The sequence below is a fragment of the Flavobacterium sp. PL02 genome, assembly GCF_035013205.1.
GTDB lineage: Bacteria > Bacteroidota > Bacteroidia > Flavobacteriales > Flavobacteriaceae > Flavobacterium.
In genome coordinates, this window is the sequence record NZ_JAYGJP010000005.1 from 206,319 (window position 1) to 224,617 (window position 18,299).

The 18,299-nt window shown below is 33.5% G+C and carries 12 protein-coding genes; 4 read left to right on the forward strand and 8 right to left on the reverse strand.

Annotation, left to right across the window (positions count from 1 at the left end; translation table 11 throughout):
- Positions 1 to 77 precede the first annotated feature (77 nt).
- Positions 78 to 605: a superoxide dismutase family protein gene (locus SHI72_RS16015; RefSeq protein WP_086894821.1), complete on the reverse strand. Its 528-nt coding sequence runs from the start codon at positions 603 to 605 to the stop codon at positions 78 to 80.
- Between the two features lie 218 nt (positions 606 to 823).
- On the opposite strand from SHI72_RS16015, the gene SHI72_RS16020 reads away from it, so the two are divergent.
- A complete protein-coding gene (locus SHI72_RS16020; protein ID WP_039113936.1) occupies positions 824 to 1,264 on the forward strand; it encodes an META domain-containing protein in 441 nt (146 codons plus the stop codon).
- Positions 1,265 to 1,379: 115 nt separating this feature from the next.
- Entirely contained in the window at positions 1,380 to 1,862 is a 483-nt protein-coding gene (locus SHI72_RS16025) for a hypothetical protein (protein ID WP_039113937.1), read from the forward strand.
- A gap of 76 nt (positions 1,863 to 1,938) precedes the next feature.
- Here the strand turns inward: SHI72_RS16025 and SHI72_RS16030 are convergent, their stop codons facing one another.
- On the reverse strand, positions 1,939 to 3,033 hold the full coding sequence (locus tag SHI72_RS16030; protein ID WP_323490661.1) for a glycoside hydrolase family 18 protein: 1,095 nt from the start codon (positions 3,031 to 3,033) through the stop codon (positions 1,939 to 1,941).
- A 282-nt stretch (positions 3,034 to 3,315) separates the two neighbouring features.
- On the opposite strand from SHI72_RS16030, the gene SHI72_RS16035 reads away from it, so the two are divergent.
- A complete protein-coding gene (locus SHI72_RS16035; protein WP_323490662.1) occupies positions 3,316 to 5,328 on the forward strand; it encodes a BCCT family transporter in 2,013 nt (670 codons plus the stop codon).
- 252 nt (positions 5,329 to 5,580) lie between these two features.
- Here SHI72_RS16035 and SHI72_RS16040 read toward each other — a convergent pair whose 3' ends face one another.
- The 6 genes from SHI72_RS16040 to SHI72_RS16065 all read right to left on the reverse strand — a co-directional run bounded on the left by SHI72_RS16040 (position 5,581) and on the right by SHI72_RS16065 (position 13,380).
- Entirely contained in the window at positions 5,581 to 7,371 is a 1,791-nt protein-coding gene (locus tag SHI72_RS16040) for an acyl-CoA dehydrogenase family protein (RefSeq protein WP_039113940.1), read from the reverse strand.
- A gap of 39 nt (positions 7,372 to 7,410) precedes the next feature.
- Positions 7,411 to 7,776 (reverse strand): four helix bundle protein, encoded by a 366-nt coding sequence (locus SHI72_RS16045; RefSeq protein ID WP_039113942.1) that lies wholly within the window; start codon positions 7,774 to 7,776, stop codon positions 7,411 to 7,413.
- 130 nt (positions 7,777 to 7,906) lie between these two features.
- On the reverse strand, positions 7,907 to 9,088 hold the full coding sequence (locus SHI72_RS16050; protein ID WP_039118976.1) for an acetyl-CoA C-acyltransferase: 1,182 nt from the start codon (positions 9,086 to 9,088) through the stop codon (positions 7,907 to 7,909).
- Between the two features lie 102 nt (positions 9,089 to 9,190).
- The gene (locus tag SHI72_RS16055) at positions 9,191 to 11,581 is read right to left on the reverse strand and encodes a 3-hydroxyacyl-CoA dehydrogenase/enoyl-CoA hydratase family protein (RefSeq protein WP_323490663.1); all 2,391 of its coding nucleotides are present in this window, start codon (positions 11,579 to 11,581) and stop codon (positions 9,191 to 9,193) included.
- Positions 11,565 to 12,032: a MarR family winged helix-turn-helix transcriptional regulator gene (locus SHI72_RS16060; protein ID WP_039113946.1), complete on the reverse strand. Its 468-nt coding sequence runs from the start codon at positions 12,030 to 12,032 to the stop codon at positions 11,565 to 11,567. Before SHI72_RS16060 ends, SHI72_RS16055 begins: the two co-directional genes overlap by 17 nt.
- 334 nt (positions 12,033 to 12,366) lie before the next feature.
- Entirely contained in the window at positions 12,367 to 13,380 is a 1,014-nt protein-coding gene (locus SHI72_RS16065; RefSeq protein WP_086894815.1) for a helix-turn-helix transcriptional regulator, read from the reverse strand.
- Positions 13,381 to 13,897: 517 nt separating this feature from the next.
- On the opposite strand from SHI72_RS16065, the gene SHI72_RS16070 reads away from it, so the two are divergent.
- Positions 13,898 to 18,292 carry a PKD domain-containing protein gene (locus SHI72_RS16070; RefSeq protein WP_323490664.1) on the forward strand — a complete coding sequence of 1,465 codons (4,395 nt, stop codon included), beginning with the start codon at positions 13,898 to 13,900 and terminating at the stop codon, positions 18,290 to 18,292.
- Positions 18,293 to 18,299: the final 7 nt, after the last annotated feature.

Below are 18,299 nucleotides of genomic sequence, written 5' to 3' on the forward strand. Positions count from 1 at the left end.
TTTATGATTTGGTGATTGATTAAAATAAAAAAACCATTTAACTTTGTGAATAAAATGGTTTTTTAAAATCTATATAATTATTTTATAATTGCTGAGCAAGCTACTCTCGCCCCTGCATTTCCTGTAGGTTGAGTTGTAAAATCGTCTGGATCTTGGTGTACAATTAATCCTTTTCCTAAAATATCTTTACTTGGATCTCCACAACCAATACACCATTCGTTTGTTGTTAGTGTAATTGTACCGTTTCCTTTATCATCTGCAGTAAAGTTTCCGATATCTCCTTTGTGATATTCTCCAACACCCCATTTTCCATGTTTTTTAAATGTTGGGTTCCAGTGTCCTCCAGCAGAAGTTCCATCGGCAGCCGAACAATCTGATTTTTCATGAATGTGTATTGCATGAACTCCTGGTTTTAAACCACTGATTTTTGCTACGAAAGTTACTTCTCCTTTTTTCTCTACGAAAGTTGCTGTACCAGATACCGAACTGTTACTTTTAGGTTCTAGTGCGATGGTTAATTTCTTAGAATCATCAGTATTATTTTTGGTTTTACATCCAATAATAACTGCAGCAATTACTACAAGAGATAGAATTATTTTTTTCATAATTATGTGTTTTTGTTTAAATCTAAAGTAAAGTTAGTTTAAAATTATTGAATGAAAATGATCTGAAAGTTAAAATACGTTTCTGTATTAAATGAAAAATAAGTTTAAATTTACAAAAGGAGATGAAATATTGCTTAAATTCGTGTATGTGTATTTAATAGTAAATAATGCTAAACTTATTCATTGATAATTGTTTATAAAACTTAAAACTTTAAATTATGATAAAAAAAATAGCAATGTTCGCTGCATTTGGGATTGTTTTATTTTCATGTAATTCTGCTCAAAATAAAACTACAACAACAGATTCTACATCAAAACTTAATGGTACTTGGGAGTTAAATTACGTAACAGGACCTAGAATTGCCTTTGATGGTTTGTATCCTAATAAAAAACCAACGATAACTTTTGATACAAAAGAAAATAGAGTATCTGGAAATAATAGCTGCAACTCTTTTACAGGAAAATTAAATGTAGATGGTTATAGTATTAATTTTAGAGATGGATTAGCTACTACCAAAATGATGTGTCAGGATAATCAAGGAGAGCAGGTTTTTATGACCACTTTGCAAAAAATAACTTCTTACGATGTTACCGATGATGGTAAAACGTTGAATTTTATTTCAGGTGATATTGCAATGATGCGTTTCGTGAAAAAATAAATTAATCATGCTTTTATTTTTGCATTCAATATTTTTTTGAACCTAAAACCTTGTGATGTAATAAAGCTAATTCGCAATAAATCAAATAATTATTATAAATTTTAAATCTTAAATTATGAAAAAGTTCCTTATCGCATTGTTATTGGTAGTTTCAGCAAATTCTTTTGCTCAGTCTTTGGCAAAAGAAGATGTAGATGTTATTCAGAGTATTTACGGAAAATCAAAATCAGATCTTGTAAAGCAATATATGAATTTGTCGGATGAACAAACTGCAGCCTTTCAAAAAATATATGATGATTATGAAGTAGAACGTAAAGTTTTGGGGCAAAATATAATTAAGGTAGTTGATGATTATGCTACAAATTATGCTACTCTTACTGATGCAAAAGCGGATGAATTAGCAAAAGGAACATTAAAAAGTAATCTTGGGTATGAAAAATTATATGATAAAACATATACTAAGGCCAAAAAGGCAATAGGAGCTATTAATGCAGCTAAATTTATACAATTAGAGGTTTATTTACAAACTGCGATTCGTAGCCAAATTTTGGATTCTATTCCTTTCATTGGAGAAATTGAAAAATCTAAAGTGAACTAAAAAGGGTAATTTTAGTCCAAAAAAAGTGCGTTAACAATTCATGAAATTGTTAACGCATTTTTATTTTATAGTATTCTTACTTTTTAGTTTTTACTTCATAAATGGCATCAACCATTCCGTCTTTGAAAGTATCTAAAGGTAATTCCCAAAACATGATTCCGCCTAATTTCTTAGATACAGCATATTCTGTTTTTTCTTTTATTGAAGGAATATCATCTCCAGTTGCAAATTTTTGTTCCTTTTCATTATACCAATAACCTGCTTTTGCTTTATTGTCCCAGAAATATTTCCATCCATTAGCTTCTGTAAAAGTAGTTGCATAGTTTCTAAAAGGTACGCCTTCGATATGTACTCCCGGTTGGTATAAACCATTATTTACATTAGCAACATCTTTCCATATTCTAGTATAAAAAGCACCACCAATTACTAATTTATTAGCTGGAATTCCTAGTTTTAATAAATAAGACACGGCTCTATCTGTAGATTGAGCGTCTGGAGTTCCGCCATATAAAGGAGCATGATGACCAGTTACAGTTGCATATCCGTTTACTAAATCATAACTCATTATGTTTACGCGATCTACTAATGGCATAACAATTTTCCACTCTATAGATTCATCTAAGAATTTTTGGAAACCTCCGGCAGCAAAACTAAGTTCATGTTTTTTACCTAAACTTGTACGTAATGCTTTTACAAGTTCAGTAAAGTTTGGTTTGTCTGCAGCCTGATATAAATGTCCAGGAAGACCTTCAATCGCTGGATATTCCCAGTCTAAATCTAAACCATCAGTTTTAAAATAATCATTTATTTCTTTTACCGATTTAGCAAAAACATTTCTCCCTTGTGCAGTCGAGAAAACTTCAGAACAAGGCTCGCATCCTGCCCAACCTCCTAATGAAAGCATGATTTTAAGTTTAGGATGAGTTTTTTTTAATCCAACTAAGTGTTTTATTGAAAGAGAATCTTTGGGAGTATCTACGCTTAGTTTTCCGTCTTTTAGGTGACAGAAACTAAAGATTATGTGAGTAAGTTTGCTTACATCATATTGATCAATAAGTTTGTTATCACCTGTATAATAAGCAATAACGTCAATTTTTTTTCCTGATTGTGCAAAAGAGTTTGTGGTAAAACAGCACAAGAAAAAGAAAATAATCGGTTTTAATCTTTTCATTTTTTAAGAATTTTTAGTTTTTAATAGGTTTTTGAATGCTAAATATAGAACATTTCAAACAAAATATTAATCAAATAGATACACAGTATTAGGCTTATTTGTTACAGTTTTTGCTTTGCAAAGGAAGTTTTATAGTGTTTTAAGGGAGAAATTATTTCTTTTTCCTTAAATTTACAATTCTTCTGTATACAAATTATCAAAGTTATACTTATAAAAACTTCCTCAATCCGAATTTAAAATTTGGATTTACTTTAGATAATAACAGTGAAAAAAAAAATTACCATGAATAAATCTACAAGCTCAAGTGTCTTTAAAACCAATTTTACAAAATCAGTTGCATTACCAAGTTTAACCATAATTATTGCAATTTCATTGTTTTGCATTTTCTTTTCAAAAGATGCGGAGCAGGCACTTAATTTTGTAAAAGACATAATATTTAAAAATCTAAGTTGGCTTTATGTATTGTTGGTAACCATTTTTGTTTTGTTTTTAGTGACATTAGCCATTAGTAAATTTGGTAAAATCAAATTAGGAGCAGATGATTCTGAGCCTGAATATTCTTTCTTTTCCTGGATAGCAATGCTTTTTGCCGCCGGAATGGGAATTGGGTTGATGTATTTTGGAGTAGGTGAAACTATGGCACATTACGCAACGCCAGCCAATGCTAATTTGGCGGAAAATTTAAGAGCGAAAGAAGCACAATTATATACTTTTTTCCATTGGGGTTTTCACGCATGGTCTATATATGGTGTAGTAGGACTCTCATTAGCTTATTTTGCTTATAGACACAATTTACCTCTTGCAATCCGTAGTGGATTTTATCCGATTTTAAAAAGTAGAATTCACGGAAAGTTTGGAAATATTGTTGATGTTTTTGGTCTGTGCAGTACTTTTTTCGGGATTGCGACAACTCTAGGTTTCGGTGTAGTGCAGTTAAGTGCTGGATTAGTAAGTCTTCATATAATTCCAGAATCTAGTTTTAATTATCAAATCATTATTGTTTTGGTTGTGATGATAATTGCTGTTTCTTCGGCTATTTCAGGTTTAGGGAAAGGCGTTAAAAAACTTAGTGAACTAAATATTCTTATGGCTGTTTTATTAATGTTGTTTATACTTGTTTTCGGGCCAACTATTTATATTCTAAGTACGTTTACTGAAGGTTTAGGACATTATATCAGTCATTTTATATCGTTAACTTTTAATACTTATGCTTACGAGAAAGGAAGTCAGGAATGGTTTTCTAAGTGGACAATTTTGTATTGGGCATGGTGGATTTCCTGGGCACCTTATGTAGGATTGTTTATTGCCAAAATCTCTAAAGGAAGAACTATACGAGAGTTTATTTTGGCAGTATTATTTATTCCGGCCTTTTTTAATTTTCTGTGGATGACTGTTTTCGGGAGCAGTGCCGTATGGATCGATGAGCATATTGCACATGGCGCTTTAAGTGAATTTGCTAAAAATCCAGACACGCTTTTGTTTAGTTTCTTTACTTATTTCCCGTTCACTACCTTTTTGAATATTTTATCAATTCTGATTATTTGCGTGTTTTTTATCACGTCTGCAGATTCGGGGATTTTTATAATGAATGGTATAGCATCAAAAGGAGCTGTAAGTTCACCAAAATGGCAAAGTATCTTTTGGGGCGTTTTATTATCACTACTGTCCTTGAGTTTATTGCATTCTGGTGGTTTGGCTTCTCTTCAGACAATGACATTAATTACCGCTTTACCCTTCGGAATTATTATGTTGCTATTATGTTATAATTTGTGGAAAGCATTAGTTGTAGATAGTGAATACAGCGCCAAAAAATACTCACATGGAAGTTTAAATTGGAACAATACTAACTGGAAGGAACATCTAGAAAAGATTGTGACAGTCTCTAAAAAGAAGGATATTCATAAGTTTTTGAATGAAACTGTAAAAAAAGCTTTTGAAGAATTAGTAATTGAATTGGCTAAAAACAATATTGAAGCACATATAAATTATTTTTCTTCGCCCCAACAAGCTATTGAGTTAGAAATAGAATATGATGAATTGCGAAACTTTAAATATGGTGTTATGGCTCAGGGGCAAACTGTTTCTGAAACATTACTAAAAGAAAAAAATACTCCGGATATGGATTTAGAAATCATTTTTCAGCCAATTACTTATTTTGGAGATCATCGTAAAGGATATGATATTCAATATTTGAGTAAAGATGGAATCATCTCCGATGTTTTGAGGGAATATGAACGCTTTTTAAATCTAAGTTCAGAAGGAGACCATGATTTGATTATGAAACCAAATAGTTAATTGTGAATGGTTAATCGTTAGTTGTGAAAAATCTGTACTTGATTTTTTTAATCATTTTAATCCTGTAATCTGTAGCAAAAAATAATTAAGGAGTTATTAGGTTGATAATGTAGAGACGTACAGCAGTGCGTCTCTTTTTTTACGTAGACACTACTGTGAGCTTCTACTGTTTGTGATGATAAAAAAAACCGCACTGTTTTCGGGACAGGTGCGGTTTAAACAAATTAAAATTGACTAAAAACTATTTTGATTTTAGAAGCAGTATTCGTTTTCTGCAACTAATTTTGAAGTAATCGTTTCTCTAAGTGCTACTACATTTGGCATATTAGTGTATTTTGTAAAACGACGTAATCCCATTAACATCATACGTTGCTCATCTCCTTCAGCAAAAGAAATAATACCTTCTTTTCCTTTTTGAGTTACAATATCTACAGCTTTATACAAGTATAATTTTGCCATAGCGATTTGCTCTTGTACTTTAGCTTCTCCTTCTTTTTTGGCTAATTTCTCAGTTCTAAGAATAGTACTTTCTGCCATATAGATTTCGATTAAGATATCAGATGCAGCCATTAATAATTGTTGGTGAGCATCTAAGTCTGGGCCATATTTTTGTACAGCACTTCCTGCAACCATTAAGAAAACTTTTTTCAGGTTTGCAACGATTCCTTTTTCTTCAGCAAATAATTCAGAGAAATCAGGAGTGTCAAAAGATGGAATACCCATTAATTCTTCAGATACCTTCATAGCAGGTCCTAATAAATCAACATGACCTTTCATCGCTTTTTTGATTAACATACCTACAGAAAGCATTCTGTTGATTTCGTTTGTTCCTTCGTAAATACGAGCGATACGAGCATCTCTCCAAGCACTTTCCATTGGAGTGTCTTCAGAGAATCCCATTCCACCAAAAATCTGAATTCCCTCGTCAGCACAATTCTGAACATCTTCAGAAACTGCAACTTTAAGGATAGAACACTCAATAGCGTATTCTTCAACACCTTTTAATTCAGCTTCTTGATGTGTAGAACCTTCTGCTTCACGAGCAATAATTCTATCTTCGATATCTTTTGCTGCACGGTAAGAAGCACTTTCTCCAGCGTAAGCACTAGTTGCCATTTCAGCTAATTTATAACGTATAGCACCAAAACTTGAAATCGCAGTGTTAAATTGGATTCTTTCGTTAGCATATTTTACAGCTCCAGTAGTTACTCTTCTTTGAGCATCAAGACAAGCAGCAGCAAGTTTAATACGACCAACGTTTAATGCGTTCATTGCAATCTTGAAACCATTTCCTCTTTCAGATAGCATGTTTTCAACAGGAACTTTAGTATCGTTGAAGAAAACCTGACGAGTAGATGAAGCACGGATTCCTAATTTATGCTCTTCTTCATTCATAGAAATTCCATTAGATGGATCATTTTCTACGATGAAACCTGTAATATTTTTATCATCACCAATACGAGCAAAAACGATGAAAACGCTACAGAAACCTGCATTCGAAATCCACATTTTTTGTCCTGTAATAGAGTAGTATTTTCCATCTTCAGATAAAACTGCTTTAGTTTTTCCTGAGTTTGCATCAGATCCAGCTCCTGGCTCAGTTAAGCAATAAGCTCCAAACCATTCGCCTGACGCTAATTTAGGAACGTATTTTTTCTTTTGTTCTTCAGTACCATATAAAGTAATAGGCATAGTTCCGATACCTGTATGAGCACCAAAAGCAGTCGAGAATGAACCTGTAGCTCCCGAAATGTAATCACATACTAACATAGTCGATACAAATCCCATTCCTAATCCACCGTATTCTTCTGGAACTGCAACTCCTAAAAGTCCAAGTTCACCAGCTTTACGCATACTTTCTTCTGTAAATGCGTAATCTTTTTTCTCGAAACGATTTTTGTTAGGCCAAATTTCTTTGTCTACAAACTCTTTTACAGAGTCACGCATCATTAATTGCTCTTCCGAAAAATCTTCTGGTGTAAAGATGTCTTCGCACTTTGTTTCTTTTACTAGGAATTGACCTCCTCTTGTTTTGTCTGACATGGCTATATATATATTTTTTTTAAAATTAAGATGCAAGAGTCAAGAAGAAAGATTGTTGTCTAACTTATTGATGAAACCTGTGGTCATCTTTTGAAATTCAATTATTTTGTTTTCTATTTCTTCAGTTTTTTCTTTTGATAAATAGTCGTTTTGACATGCTATCAATAATTGTGTTTGTAATTCAAATGAAGATCCTAAACTAATATTCAAATAATGTTGAAAATGTTTATTTCCTCTGTTTGAGCCTTCTGCAATATTAGATGGCATTGAAACGGAGCATCTATTCATCTGACTTGTCAAGCTATAGATCTCGAATTTTGGAAAAGTTAATGTTAGTTTATAAATATCATTTGTAATATTCATTGCTAAAATCCAAATTTTCAAATTCTTAAAATTATGTCTCATGTTTTTTGAGCCAAGATAAGAAACTATGAATTTAAAAAGTAGGTTTTTTATTACTTTAAAGAATCTTCACTCTTACTTCTTACTTCTCAAAAAAACTTCTTTCCTCTTGCTTCTTTGCTCTATTCTCTTCTTAAAGAACCTCGTAAATCCCAGCGCTACCTTGTCCAGTTCCTACACACATAGAAACGATTCCGTATTTACTACCTCTGCGTTTCATTTCGTCGAATAATTGAACAGAAAGTTTTGCACCAGTACAACCCAGAGGGTGACCTAAAGCAATTGCACCACCGTTTACGTTTACGATATCAGGGTTTAAACCTAATTCGCGAACAACTGCTAATGATTGAGAAGCGAAAGCCTCGTTTAGCTCTACTAAATCAATATCTTTTAATTGTAATCCTGCTTGTTTTAAGGCTTTCGGAATTGCTTTTACAGGTCCGATACCCATAATTCTTGGCTCAACACCAGATGAAGCAAAGTTTACTAATCTTGCAATTGGCTCAAGGTTTAATTCTTTAACCATATCCTCGCTCATGATTAAAACAAAAGCAGCACCATCACTCATTTGAGAAGAGTTACCTGCAGTTACACTTCCGTCAGCAGCAAAAACAGGTCTTAAACCAGCTAAAGCTTCTTTAGACGTTCCAGCACGTGGACCTTCATCTTTATTTACAACGTATGATTTAGTTTCTTTTTTACCATTTTCATTGATAAAAGTTTGCTCAACAGTAATCGGAACGATTTGTTTGTCAAATTTACCTTCAGCTTGCGCTTTCAATGCTTTAATGTGAGAGTTATAAGCAAACTCATCTTGGTCTTCTCTAGAGATTTTGTATTGGTTGGCAACCGCTTCAGCAGTTAAACCCATTCCCCAGTAATAATCTTCATGACCTTCGGCAGCAAGTTTATAATCCGGAGTTGGTTTGTAACCTCCCATCGGAATAAAACTCATACTTTCGGCACCACCAGCGATGATACAATCTGCCATTCCCGATTGGATTTTAGCAGTTGCCATTCCGATAGTTTCAAGTCCAGATGCACAGTAACGGTTTACAGTTACACCAGGAACATCTTCTACTTTTAATCCCATAAGAGAGATTAAACGACCAACGTTCAAACCTTGTTCAGCTTCTGGCATGGCATTTCCTACCATAACATCATCAATACGTTTTTTGTCAAAATCAGGTAGTTCAGCCATCATATACTGAATGGTTTCTGCTGCTAATTCATCAGGTCTTTTAAATCTAAAAACTCCTTTTGGTGCTTTTCCTACCGCAGTACGGTATGCTTTTACTATATATGCTGTTTTCATTTGTTTTTGTTTTTTTAAGAGTATAGAAGAAAGAGGCTAGAGGCAAGAAAAAAGACAAAACTCTGTTTTGAAATCTTGCTTCTTGTTTCTTGTATCTATTCTCTAATTACGAAGTGGTTTTCCTTTAGTTAACATATATTGAATTCTTTCTAATGTTTTTCTCTCAGTACAAAGAGATAAGAAAGCTTCACGTTCGATATCTAATAAATATTGCTCAGATACTAAAGTAGCTTCAGATAAATCACCACCAGCCATTACGTAAGCAAGTTTGTTAGCAATTTTCTTATCGTGCTCAGAGATGTATTTACCAGCTTCCATTTGATCTGTTCCTACTAAGAACATTCCTAATGCTTGTTTACCAAGAACCTTAACATCAGTTCTTCTGAGAGGTTGTGTATAACCAGCTTCAGCCATTAACAACGCATGTTTTTTAGCTTCAGCAATCTGACGGTCTTTGTTTACTACAATAATATCTTTACCATGTTGTAAAAGTCCAGTGTCAAAAGCTTCATAACCAGAAGTCGATACTTTTGCCATAGCAATAGTTAAGAAATATTCTTGAAGAACATTTAATTCCACATCGTTTTTACGGAATAAATCAGAAGCTCTTAAAGCCATTTCTTTAGATCCACCACCACCAGGAAGTACACCAACACCAAACTCAACCAATCCCATATACGTTTCTGCAGCAGCTACAACTTTATCAGCATGTAAGCTCATTTCGCATCCACCACCAAAAGTCATTCCGTGAGGTGCTACAACAACAGGAATTCCTGAGTAACGAACACGCATCATAGTGTCCTGGAACATTTTGATAGCCATGTTTAACTCATCATATTCTTGCTCAACAGCCATCATGAAGATCATTCCGATATTAGCTCCAACAGAGAAATTCGCTGCTTGGTTACCAATAACTAAACCTTGATATTCTTTTTCAGATAAGTCGATTGCTTTATTGATAGCCTGAAGTACATCGCCACCAATAGTATTCATTTTAGATTGGAATTCTAAGTTTAAAATTCCATCTCCAAGATCTTGGATAATTGCTCCACTATTGCTCCAAACTTTTTTGCTTTCGCGAATGTTGTTCAGGATAATAAATGAATCTTGTCCAGGAACTTTAGTTTGTGATTTTGTTGGAATATTGTAAAAATAAGTAGCACCTTCTTTTACAGAGTAGAAGCTTTTGCTTCCTGATGCCAACATATCGTTTACCCATGCAGCAGGAGCTAAACCTTCTGCTTTCATGATTTCGATTCCGTTTTCGACACCAATAGCATCCCAAATTTCGAAAGGACCATTTTCCCATCCGAAACCAGCTTTCATAGCATCGTCAATTTTATATAATTCGTCTGAGATTTCAGGAATTCTGTTTGATACATAAGCAAACATTCCAGCGAAACTCTTACGGTAAAATTCTCCAGCTTTGTCTTTTCCTTTTACAAGAACTTTAAAACGGTTGATAGGTTTATCGATAGTTTTAGTTAGCTCAAGCGTAGCAAAATTTGCTTTTTTAGCAGCACGATATTCCAGAGTATCTAAGTCAAGAGTAAGGATATCTCTACCTTCTTTTTTGTAGAAACCTTGTCCTGTTTTGCTTCCTAACCAATTATTCTCCATCATTTTTGTGATGAAATCAGGAAGTTTAAACAATTCGTGTTGCTCATCTGTTGGGCAGTTTTCATAAATACCGTTGGCAACGTGCACCAAAGTATCCAAACCAACTACATCGACAGTACGGAAAGTAGCCGATTTTGGACGACCAATTACTGGACCAGTCAATTTATCAACTTCTTCGATAGTTAATCCCATTTCTTTAACTAAGTGGAATAAACTTTGGATACCGTAAATACCAATTCTGTTTCCTATAAATGCTGGAGTATCTTTAGCAACAACCGAAGTTTTTCCTAAAAATTTAGATCCGTATTCGTTTAAGAAATCCAATACTTCAGTTGAGGTTTTTGGACCAGGAATAATTTCAAATAATTTTAAGTAACGCGCAGGGTTAAAAAAGTGAGTTCCGCAGAAGTGTTGTTGGAAATCTTCGCTTCTTCCTTCGCTCATAAAATGAATCGGAATACCAGATGTGTTAGATGTTACTAAAGTTCCTGGTTTACGGAATTTCTCGATTTGTTCAAAAACTAGTTTTTTAATATCAAGACGTTCTACAACAACTTCTATAATCCAATCAACATTGGCAATTTTTGCCATATCATCAGTCGTATTTCCAGTCGTAATTCTGTTTGCGAATTTCTGACTGTAAATAGGAGAGGGTTTAGATTTTAATGAGTTAGCAAGATGTTCGTTTACAACTCTATTTCTTACTACTTTGCTTTCCAGAGTTAAGCCTTTTTTAGTTTCGGCCTCTGTTAACTCACGGGGAATGATGTCTAGGAGTAAAACTTCCACACCAATGTTAGCAAAATGACAAGCTATTCCTGAACCCATAATTCCGGATCCAATTACGGCAACTTTTTTAATTGTGCGTTTCATTTTCTATTTTTTCTGTTTGATTAAATATATTTTTATCTTGTATTAATTCATTTATGATTTCTGCCACCTCAATAAAATGTTTTAATTTTTCTTCAGAAACGTGATTTCTAACTGTTTCATTAAACTTCAAGACAGTATTTTTAGATAAGTCTCTTTTTTCTTTTCCAAAATCAGTTAGATAAATCAAAACCCCTCGTCCATCGGTTGGATTTTTCTTGCGAACAATCAATCCTTTGTCTTCCATAGATTTAAGCGTTCTGGTTAAGCTAGTAGCTTCCATTCCCATTCTGGGACCCAATGCCGTCGATGGAGTGCCTTCCTCTTTATCGATACTCAATAACGCAAAACCAGTTGCCATTGTCGCATCATATTTTGCAGCCTCCTCATTGTACATCCTTGATACAGCTTGCCATGTTGCTCGTAAAATATAATCTATAGTTTTTTCTTTCATTTGGTAGATTGTATTTGATTATTTAATTTTAATGTGAAATACTTAGATAATATCTTATACATTAATTAAAATCGAATTCGTCTTGTTGGCAACTATATCGATTTCAAATATAATAAAAAAATATTATGCACGCATAGTATTTCTAAAAATATTTTTTTGTTAATTAAAAATTTGCTCTGAAATAGAGTCTGTTAAGTTCTTTTTTGAATGAAATATAATGTTTTTTTTGAAATTTTTATTATTCCAATATTCTAAAAACCACATCAGGCCAGTAAATTAGGAATTTAGATTATTGCTATTGAAAGATAATTCTTCGATTTAAAAACAAGAATAATCAATCCTCATATTTAAGTAAAGCTTTCCTAAGTTTATCTTTTATTCTCAATCGCAATCCATTGGGGCTAATAACTTCCAATCCGTCACCAAAACCTAAAAGCAAACGCTCAAATTCATAATTAGTTTTAAGTTTTAGCGTAATAATAATACTTCCGTCTTCATTTTCTTTTTCTAGTTTTTGCGAAGCATGAAAAGGCTTTGTCAAAACATAAGGCGCATTTTCTTTATCAATCCAAAGTTCTATTTTTCTTGCATTCATACCTTGGTTTACAGTAACCCCAACCACATCTTTATAAAATTCTTCGGCATCAAAATTTTCCTCTATATAAGGTAGGTTAAAATCAAAATCGATATTGGTGATTCTGTCAAGAGCCAAATTGGTAATAGGCTGAGAATCTTTTTTCTTCCCAATTAAAAACCAACGATTATTAAACTCCTTTAAAATAAAAGGATGGAAATTGAATTTTTGTTCCTCTTTCGATTTAAAAGATTTATAAGTAATAACCAGAACAATCTTCTTGACAATAGCCTGATAAATTTCGTCCAGATAATGCAAACCTTTCAAGTTCTCGTTTTTATCCAGATAAATAACCGAATTAGTATGCGATTTCTCCGAATAGATTTTATCTTCCAAACGCTGCAAAATATCCGAGACATCGCTAAACAAAGAAAAATCCTTAAACTGTTTTAGCATCGATACCGTTTCAGTCAAAACATTCATATCCGTTTCCGTTAGCGGAATATCAGTAATCGAGAAATCTTCCTCATCATACTTATAAAACTTCTTATCATAAACGACAATAGGAGCATTGTATCCTAATTTCTCACTTCGCATAAGCTGAATATCCATTTGTATCGTACGCTTACTTATACGGTTTTCGCGGCCTTCATATTCAAATAAAGCATCCGAACACGCTTCGATTAAATCATCAAGAGTCCAGGTTCTGTATTGATTCTGCAGACACTTATCGATTGTTTTATAGCGAATTAACGCATTTTTGTTTTGTGACATACTATGTGTTTTTTTGTCGCGAAGGCGCAAAGTTTTTTTTGTTTCACGCAGATTTTACAGATTTAAGCAGATTTTTTTTGATCATTTTAATCTGTGGCTTTAAATATAAAACTTTGTGTCCTTGCTTCTTTGTGAGATTAATTTGGTCAATAATTATTTGGGCGTGTCCCGCTGAAAAAGCGGGTCGGGCTTTCGGCTTTATCTTTTGTTCCGTTCCACTTCACAAAAGGATATCGCCTCTATCCCTCACGCAAATCAACTTTTGTGATAAAAATAAGCTTAATGATTTTACTGCGCAAGTGGTTTGCGTACAAAAAAGATAGTTTTTATAATAAAATGAAATTATACTTTAAAAAAAGAAATCCTATTGATGTTCAGAATTATAAGAAATAATGCTAATATTTTGAATATTTTTCATTTTAAAAATTAAAAAAAGAAGAGATTATTACTAGTGTTAATTTTGATTCCAAGAAAAACGCACCTACTTTTGCGACCTTAAAAATTTGATTTACACCATATGGGGAAACTTTACTTATTACACCTACATTTTTTTTTTATAATCACAAGTTCAGTTTATGGTTTTAGTACAACCGATAAAAGTAATTTTTCCACCAATAAAGATTACAAAAGTCTAGTTTTACCACCCAATGTCGATTTTAATTTTACCAATGACGGAACTTGTTCAGGAACTCCAGTAACATTTAATCCAGTTGTAAGCGGTAATGCTCCTTATACCTATAAATGGGATTTTGGAGACGGAAGCACTTCTACCATTAGTAATCCAAGTCACTTATTTAATGCAGTTGGTTGTGCATTTCAGAACTTTAGCGTAAGCTTAACCGTTACAGATGCTAATGGAGACTCTAATACAGTAACAAAAGTTATTTCGGTAAAGCAAAAACCAGATTTAAAATTTGGGAATGCAAATGCACCAGGTTCACTAAAACCTTTTGAACGATGTGGAGACAATAACTCAAATCCTAAATATAGTATTAGCGTTGCAAATAATTCGGCTTCTATAGGATGTATTACATCTTATAACGTAGATTGGGGTGATGGTAACTCCGAAACTAACGTTGTTTTTCCTAAAACACATGAGTACCAGAAATTAGGTTCTTTTAATATGGTAATAACTGCAATAGGTAATAATAGTTGTAGCAATTCTATTACCTACGTAGTTAAAAATTCCAATAACCCAATCGGAGCACTTATAGCTCCGGGTAATACAATCAATTTATGTATTCCTGTTGATCCAATGCCATTTGCAATTGGTTCATGGGGACTCAATCCTTCAGATACTCAATATTATGTTAACTATGGCGACGGAACAAACGATACTTATTCGCAAGGACAATTAGAAAGTTCTCCATATTATAATGCAGCAAATCCAGAGGCTTCTCGAAATTTTCCTATACCACATAAATATACAAGAGCAAATTGTGATACAAACGGAAGCACAGTTAGCTTAACAATAATGACATCTTGTGGAACCACAGATCTTAAGGCAGGGCCAATAAAAATATTAGACGTACCCCAACCAAATTTTAGCGTACAAAGCATAGCATGTGTTAATTCAGCTGTTAGTTTTAGCAATTATACTTATGCGGGATATACCAATAATTGTAGCACAGTTAATGTTTACACATGGGATTTTGGAGACGGAACTACTTCTAGAGAAGTTAATCCTTATCATGTATATTCAACACCAGGAACCTACACAATCAAGCTGAATGCAACAACGCCTTGCGGAGTTGGCATGGAGACAACAAGAACAATATGTGTTGAGCCTGTATTGCAGCCAGACTTTACTTTTGGTAATGCGTGTGCTTCAACCAATATTCAGATGACGAATACCACAGACACAAGTTTTAGCTGCGGAACCGAAAGTTATTATTGGGATGTTACTAATTATTACGAAGGATATTGTGGTAAAGAATCAGTACCAGGATTAGGAAGAGGACAATGGAATTTTGCGAATGGAACTTATTCCTCATCAAAGGATCCTGTTTTTAACTTTACAATGCCGGGAACTTATTACGTAAGGTTAACAACTAGAAATTCTTGCGGAATAGTGCGAGAGATTATAAAAGCAATTCCAGTAAAAAAGCCGCCAGTTACAACCCTAAAACCAATTTCAGATTTTTGTAATTCTGCAACAATTAACCCAGTAGGAACAGTAGAAGAAACTTGCTCACCAAGTTCGGAAATTACGTATCTATGGAGCTTTCCAGGAGGAACACCTTCCACATCTACATTACTCAATCCAGGACCAATAAATTATACAGTTAGTGGTAACTATGTAGCTACTTTTAGTGTTAGTAATAGTTGTGGAACTACAACAAAAACAGCCCCTTTTTCTGTAGATCTGGTTCTTTCACCAGTTATAAAAGATAAAACAGTAAAAATATGTAGCGGTAATAATTTTCAGGTTACGCCAGTTACTAACGGAATAGATAATGTGCCAGCAGGAACAACTTATGTATGGTCAACGCCAGTAGTTTCTCCTGCAGGAGCAGTAACAGGTGCAAGTGCAGAATTTTCTCCAAGAACAAATATTAGTCAGTATTTAATAAATAATACCGCCAATCCTGCTACAGTAACCTACACTGTATCGCCAATATCAAAGGTGTGTCCTGGACCTAATTTTACGATTACAGTAACAGTAGATCCATTAATAAAGGTAATCGAAACAACAAAAAACAGTACTTGTTTTGGAGCAAATGATGCTTCTATTACAATAAATGTAACAGGAGGAATTCCTTTTGTAACAGCAACCCCTTATACTTTTTCATGGACAGGTCCTAATGGATTTGCAAGTACCGATAAAGATATTGCTAATTTAAAACCCGGAGGGTATACTTTAAGAGTTATTGATAATGGCAATTGCCCATTTACAAAGACGTATTATGTTAGTGAGCCAGGATTATTTCAATTTTCAGGAAGTAAAAACGATATAACTTGTTTCGGATCTAATAACGGAAGTATTTATCTATCAACATCAGGAGGAACACAGCCATATACATATGTATGGACAAAAGACGGAAATCCTTACACAGCAACTACAGGAAGCCCTAATAATCTAGGACCTGGAGTTTATGGAGTTACAATAACTGAAGTTAATAATTGTAATATACTTACAGGAAGTTATGAAATCATCGAACCGCCATTATTAAAGGTAAAATTGGAGAGTCAAGTTGATATTTTATGTTACGGATATTATACAGGTGAAATTAATGTAAGTACAACAGGAGGTCGATTTACCGAAACATCTCCAGGAGTTTTTAATTACCGATATAGCTGGACAGGACCAAACGGATTTAGAAGTAATCTTCAGAATTTAAAAAATCTTGCAGCAGGTACTTATGATTTGACCGTTACAGATAATTCTAATTGTATCGATAAATTGCAAGTAGTATTACTTCAGAACGACGAAATACGTTTAAATTATAGTAAAACTGAAATTGCATGTTATAATTATGCTAATGCATCTATTACCATTAATAGTATTACAGGAGGAGTTCCGTTTACAACAGGAGATCCATATATCATAAAATGGAGCAATTTAGGAACAGGTTTAGTACAAAATAACTTGTCAGCAGGAACCTATATCATTACAATTACAGATGCATTAGGTTGTCCAAAAGTGTTTCCTATAGTTATAGATAATGCACCAGTATTTACTATAAACCCAGATGTAAAGAACGTTTCTTGTTTTGGTGCAAATGATGGTCATATCCGACTAAACCTTGTAGGAGGAAAAGCACCAGTTTCTTTAGTTTGGGATGATAACTCTACAGCAGGAATTGAACGTAATAACATAGGCCCAGGAAAATATAGCGTAACAATTACTGATGGTAAAGCCTGTGTAATAAAAGAAACCTTTATTATAATAGAGCCATTGTTGTTAGAAATAAGAGCCGATGTTTCGAACCCATTAGATTGTGTTGATGCAAACACGGGAGAAATCAACTTAGTTGTAACAGGAGGACTACCACCATTTACCTACACTTGGTCTAATGGAGCAAAAACGGAAGACCTGACAAAACTTCCACCAGGTACTTATGCAGTTACTGTTACAGATGCTAATGGTTGTAAAAAATCTGAAGAATGGAAAATTACCCGATTCGACCAACTTACGCCAACAATAGAAGTCCTAACAGATTTTGATTGTAATACTAAATATGTACATCAAACTTATGTAGGACACGTAAAAGGAGGGATTCCACCTTATACTTTAAGCTGGTCCGATGGAGTTGTTTCTGGACCTAATAATGAGATTATGAATACCGAAAATAATGGTTTAATTATATTTAGTGTCACCGATAGTTTTGGTTGTACAGCAAATTTCCCATATAATGTTAATAAACCAGTTTTAGGAATAGCCAATTATTCTACAGGTTCATTTGCTAAAGATGTTTATGATTTATATTCTATTTACGATCCAATTTTATTTACAAACTTAGCAACAGGCGATTTTACAAACATATCTTGGGATTTTGGTGATGGAAATTTTTCAAACGAAGAAAATCCAAAACATATCTATACCAGAGAAGGAACCTATACCATAAAACAAACTGTAACATATCCGTTTGGTTGCCAATATAGTTACACATCTACAATAGTAGTCGAAAAAGGATATAGTTTAGTAATGCCAAATGCTTTTACACCAAATAATGACGGTTATAACGACACGTTTGCACCCGTATTTTTAGGTCTTGAAAACATCACACTCGATGTTTATGATACCTGGGGAGGAATTGTATATTCCGAAACAGGAAAAAATATTAGTGGATGGAACGGACAAATTAAAAATCATCCAGCCGAAAACGGAAACTATTATTTTAAAATCACTGCAAAAACCTTTTACAATCATACCGTAACCGAAAAAGGAGCATTCACATTACTTAAATAAAAGCAAC